This is a genomic window from Kitasatospora sp. LaBMicrA B282, from assembly GCF_050325825.1.
Taxonomy (GTDB): Bacteria; Actinomycetota; Actinomycetes; order Streptomycetales; family Streptomycetaceae; genus Kitasatospora.
In genome coordinates this window covers 1-5,409 of sequence record NZ_JBNQTI010000293.1, presented here as the reverse complement: position 1 = coordinate 5,409, position 5,409 = coordinate 1, and the positions used below count along the sequence as shown (strand labels likewise).

5 protein-coding genes are annotated in these 5,409 nt (G+C 69.6%); all 5 read left to right on the top strand.

Translation table 11 applies throughout. The annotated features are described in order from the left end of the window. Positions 1-131: 131 nt before the first annotated feature. Positions 132-536 carry a BlaI/MecI/CopY family transcriptional regulator gene (locus tag ACQRUO_RS38390; protein WP_428320819.1) on the top strand — a complete coding sequence of 135 codons (405 nt, stop codon included), beginning with the start codon at positions 132-134 and terminating at the stop codon, positions 534-536. Between the two features lie 10 nt (positions 537-546). Beyond that, entirely contained in the window at positions 547-1,074 is a 528-nt protein-coding gene (locus ACQRUO_RS38385) for an amino-acid N-acetyltransferase (RefSeq protein ID WP_428320818.1), read from the top strand. A gap of 160 nt (positions 1,075-1,234) precedes the next feature. Next, entirely contained in the window at positions 1,235-1,582 is a 348-nt protein-coding gene (locus ACQRUO_RS38380) for a histone-like nucleoid-structuring protein Lsr2 (RefSeq protein ID WP_428320817.1), read from the top strand. Between the two features lie 732 nt (positions 1,583-2,314). Beyond that, the gene (locus ACQRUO_RS38375) at positions 2,315-4,831 is read left to right on the top strand and encodes an ATP-dependent Clp protease ATP-binding subunit (protein WP_428320816.1); all 2,517 of its coding nucleotides are present in this window, start codon (positions 2,315-2,317) and stop codon (positions 4,829-4,831) included. A 108-nt stretch (positions 4,832-4,939) separates the two neighbouring features. Then, the coding region (locus ACQRUO_RS38370; RefSeq protein WP_428320815.1) for a hypothetical protein at positions 4,940-5,409 on the top strand (470 nt) is incomplete at its 3' end.

The following is a 5,409-nucleotide window of genomic DNA, read 5'->3' as shown; positions in this document are numbered from 1 at the left end:
AAGGCCGCTCCCCCCGGGGGGAGCGGCCTTCGCCATGCCTCGCCGTGTCCCCCCTTACCTCGGCCTACCTCCCCGTGCCTGCGCCGTTAAGCCTTCACCAGAAATCCGACAAAACTCTCTAAAGTGGTCGTATGGTGCGGCCGCTCGGTGAACTGGAGAACGCCGTCATGACCCGGCTGTGGCGGTGGAACCGCCCGGTCACGGTGCGCGAGGTGCTGCTCGATCTGAGCGCGGAACGCGAAATCGCGTACACCACGGTGATGACGGTGCTGGACAAGCTGTACCGAAAGGGCTGGCTGCGCCGGGAGCGCGCCGGGCGCGCCTATCGATATGCCCCGGTCTCGACCCGTGAGGCGTACACGGCATCTCTGATGAACGACGCGTGGGCCACCAGTGACAATCCCGCGGCCGCCCTGGTGCACTTCTTCGGCATGATGTCCGCCGAGCAGCGCGAGGCACTGCGCGACGCCCTTCGGGTGGCGGGCCCCGACAGCCGTTCCGGAACCGAGGAGACCCCCCACCCGCCGACGCGATAACGTCCCGCCCATGGAGGTCACCATCCGCCGGGCGCGGACCAGTGATGTGCGGGCGGTGCGCCGGCTCATCGACAGCTACTCGCGCGACGGCATTCTGCTCGACAAGCCCACGGTCGCCCTGTTCGAATCCGTCCAGGAGTTCTGGGTCGCCGAGCGCGACGCGGACGGCACCGTACTCGCCTGCGGCGCACTGCACGTGATGTGGGAGGACCTGGCCGAGGTCCGCACCCTGGCGGTCGACCCGGTCTGCCGCGGGCACGGGATCGGCCACCTGCTGCTGGAGCAGTTGTTGGAGACCGCCCGCCACCTCGGCGTCCGTCGGATTTTCTGCTTGACGTTCGAGGTGTCCTTCTTCGCGAAACACGGCTTCGTCGAGATCGGGGAAACCGATGATGGTACGACAGACCCGGCCGTCATCGCTACGGAAGTGTATGAAGAACTCCTGCGCTCCTACGACGAAGGAGTGGCGGAGTTCCTGGACCTGGAGCGGGTGAAGCCCAACACCCTGGGCAACTCGCGCATGCTGCTGCACCTCTGAACCACGGCTGGAACGGCACGCGAACCCACTGGGGATGCCGCGGTACGACTTGCCGCGCGCGCCTTGGCGCGCCCGGGGCGAACAGTCGGGGGTTTGTGTTTTCCGAGAAAAGGCGGTTTCCTTTCCCTAAGGCATTGGGTCGTTAAGGAAAGGGAGTCCCGTGGCACAGAGGGTGCAGGTCATTCTTGAAGACGATCTCGACGGCGGTTCGGCGGACGAGACGGTGACGTTCGCCCTCGACGGCGTTGCCTACGAGATCGACCTGAAGTCCGACAACGCGGAGAAGCTGCGCGTGCTGCTCGCTCCGTACGTCGAAAAGGGCCGCAAGCAGAGCGGCCGGCTCACCAGCGCACGCCGCACCGGCGGCCGGGCCGCCCGTCCCGCGGCCAGCAGCGCGGACACCGCCAAGATCCGTACCTGGGCGAAGGACAACGGCTTCCCGGTCAACGACCGCGGCCGGGTCCCGAGCAACGTGCGCGAGGCGTACGAGGCGGCCAACGCCTCCTGACCCGGACGTCCTGCGGGCCAGGCCCGGCCGCCCCGTGCGCGGGGCGCGCTCGGCGCCGGACCGTGGCACGCTGGGTACGACGCGGCGCACCGAACGGTCCGCGCCGCCCACGACGGTGCGCGGAGGCCCGACCTCCGCGCACCGTGGCCCGACCCGGCCGACCGCACGCTCACGCCCTGTGCAACGCCACAGCGGCGGTGCGGTCACGGCGCCCGCCCCCGTTCGGCCCCACCCGGGCCGCGGCGGGCCGCGCCCGGCGCCGCCGGAGCCCATCGGCTCCCGGATCGCGCCCCGCTTGAGCTCCCGTCATCCGGGCCCCGCGGGGGCGGACTTCTCGCCGGGCGAACAGCGCCACCCGGGAAACAGCACGAGAACGGCCGGAATTTCCGGTATGAATGCTGGTGGGGCGGGCGACCGAGGCACGAGTGGCTTCCGCAGCCCGGCCCGGAGGCAGCCGCGAAGCCGACAAACGAGGCGGGTGCGCACTGTTCCCCACCGGGGGCCGGAGCGTGTTCGCCATTGGCGTAGCGGCAACACGTGCATCGGGCGGACTGGCGGGAACACCGTTACCCAGCATCAGGTTGGGAAGGGTGTCGGCTGGTCGCGCATGCATGATTTCCTCGCAGCCGTGAGGAAGAACCGTGGGCCGCGCCGCTGAGCGGGACTAGCATGCGGAAGGACAGGGCGGGGACAGTCCCCGAACTGCCCGACCGCTCTGAGGAGCGATTAACGATGTTCGAGAGGTTCACCGACCGCGCGCGGCGGGTTGTCGTCCTGGCTCAGGAAGAAGCCCGGATGCTCAACCACAACTACATCGGCACCGAGCACATCCTCCTGGGCCTGATCCACGAGGGCGAGGGTGTCGCCGCTAAGGCCCTGGAGAGCCTCGGGATCTCTCTTGAGGCGGTCCGCCAGCAGGTCGAAGAGATCATCGGGCAGGGGCAGCAGGCCCCGTCCGGCCACATCCCGTTCACCCCCCGGGCCAAGAAGGTGCTGGAGCTCTCGCTCCGCGAGGCCCTTCAGCTCGGCCACAACTACATCGGCACCGAGCACATCCTGCTCGGCCTGATCCGCGAGGGCGAGGGCGTCGCCGCCCAGGTCCTGGTGAAGCTGGGCGCCGACCTGAACCGGGTGCGCCAGCAGGTCATCCAGCTGCTCTCCGGCTACCAGGGCGGCGGCAAGGAGTCGGCGACCGCCGGCGGGCCCGCCGAGGGCACCCCGTCGACCTCGCTGGTCCTGGACCAGTTCGGCCGCAACCTCACCCAGGCCGCCCGCGAGGCCAAGCTCGACCCGGTCATCGGGCGCGAGAAGGAGATCGAGCGGGTCATGCAGGTGCTGTCCCGCCGCACCAAGAACAACCCGGTGCTGATCGGTGAGCCCGGCGTCGGCAAGACCGCCGTCGTCGAGGGCCTGGCCCAGGCGATCGTCAAGGGCGAGGTCCCGGAGACGCTCAAGGACAAGCAGCTCTACACCCTGGACCTGGGCGCACTGGTCGCCGGCTCCCGCTACCGCGGTGACTTCGAGGAGCGCCTGAAGAAGGTGCTCAAGGAGATCCGCACCCGCGGCGACATCATCCTCTTCATCGACGAGCTGCACACCCTGGTCGGCGCGGGCGCCGCCGAGGGTGCGATCGACGCCGCCTCGATCCTCAAGCCGATGCTGGCCCGCGGTGAGCTCCAGACCATCGGTGCCACCACGCTGGACGAGTACCGCAAGCACCTGGAGAAGGACGCGGCCCTGGAGCGCCGCTTCCAGCCGATCCAGGTCGCGGAGCCGTCGCTGCCGCACACCATCGAGATCCTCAAGGGCCTGCGCGACCGGTACGAGGCGCACCACCGGGTCTCGATCACCGACGCCGCCCTGGTCGCCGCCGCCACCCTGGCCGACCGGTACATCTCGGACCGCTTCCTGCCGGACAAGGCGATCGACCTGATCGACGAGGCCGGTTCCCGGATGCGCATCCGCCGGATGACCGCGCCGCCGGACCTGCGCGAGTTCGACGAGAAGATCGCCGAGGTCCGCCGCGAGAAGGAGAGCGCGATCGACGCGCAGGACTTCGAGAAGGCCGCCTCGCTGCGTGACGACGAGAAGCAGCTGCTGAACGCGAAGGCCAAGCGCGAGAAGGAGTGGAAGGCCGGCGACATGGACGTCGTGGCCGAGGTCGACGAGGAGCTCATCGCCGAGGTCCTCGCCACCGCCACCGGCATCCCGGTCTTCAAGCTGACCGAGGAGGAGTCCTCCCGCCTGCTGCGCATGGAGGACGAGCTGCACAAGCGCGTCATCGGCCAGAAGGACGCCATCAAGGCGCTCTCCCAGGCCATCCGGCGCACCCGTGCGGGCCTCAAGGACCCGAAGCGCCCCGGCGGTTCGTTCATCTTCGCCGGCCCGTCCGGCGTCGGTAAGACCGAGCTCTCCAAGACGCTGGCCGAGTTCCTCTTCGGCGACGAGGACGCGCTGATCTCCCTCGACATGTCGGAGTTCAGCGAGAAGCACACCGTCTCCCGGCTGTTCGGCTCCCCGCCCGGCTACGTGGGCTACGAGGAGGGCGGCCAGCTCACCGAGAAGGTGCGCCGCAAGCCGTTCTCGGTCGTCCTCTTCGACGAGGTCGAGAAGGCCCACCCGGACATCTTCAACTCGCTGCTGCAGATCCTGGAGGACGGTCGCCTGACCGACTCCCAGGGCCGGGTCGTGGACTTCAAGAACACGGTCATCATCATGACCACCAACCTCGGCACCCGGGACATCTCCAAGGGCTTCAACCTGGGCTTCGCCGCCCAGGGCGACACCGCCACCGGGTACGAGCGGATGAAGGCCAAGGTCAGCGAGGAGCTCAAGCAGCACTTCCGCCCCGAGTTCCTCAACCGCGTCGACGACATCGTGGTCTTCCACCAGCTGTCCGAGGACGACATCATCCAGATCGTCGACCTCATGATCGACAAGGTGGACGGTCGCCTCAAGGACCGCGACATGGGCCTGGAGCTCAGCGTCGAGGCCAAGAAGCTGCTGGCCAAGCGCGGCTACGACCCCATCCTGGGTGCCCGTCCGCTGCGCCGCACCATCCAGCGCGACATCGAGGACCACCTCTCCGAGAAGATCCTCTTCGGCGAGCTGCGGGCCGGCCACATCGTGGTCGTGGGCGTCGAGGGCGAGGGCAAGGAAGCCAAGTTCACCTTCCGCGGCGAGGAGAAGTCGGCCGTCGCCGACACCCCGGCCGCGGTGGCGGCGCCGGGTCCGGACCTGACGAAGTAGTCGGCCGTACCTGACGGAGTCCTCGCTTCGTCGCAGAGCGGTAGCCCGGAGGGCCCGCGGTGAAAACCGCGGGCCCTCCGGGCGTTCCCGGGCGTATGCTGCCCGGCCGTGGAAGAACTGATCTTTCTGGGGCGCGAGCAGCTGCGGCCGGTCGGGCGCCGGATCGGCGGGCCGGTGCTCCTGACCGCCGTGGTCTGCCTGGCACCCGGGTTGCGGACCGGCGGCCCGGTCGGCGGGCTGATCAGCTCCGGCAGCGCGGCAGCGGTCCTGGGGCTGCTGCTCTGGACCGGCTACCGCAGCTCCACCGTGGTCGGGGTGCGCGGGGTCACCGTGCACTGGGGCTTCTTCGGGCGCGGGCGCACCCACGCCTGGCACGAGATCGAGTGGATCGGGATCCACGAACCGCGGCCGGGCCTCCGCTACGTCCGGTTCAGGCTGCGGGGCGAGACCCGGCTGCGGTTCCTGCCCGGGCTGCAGGACGGCGGGAAGTTCCCCGACCCCGAGCTGACCGGGAAGGCCGAGCGGATCACCGCGTGGTGGGAGCTGTGCACCGACGCCGCCGGGCGCGGCGCCGCGCC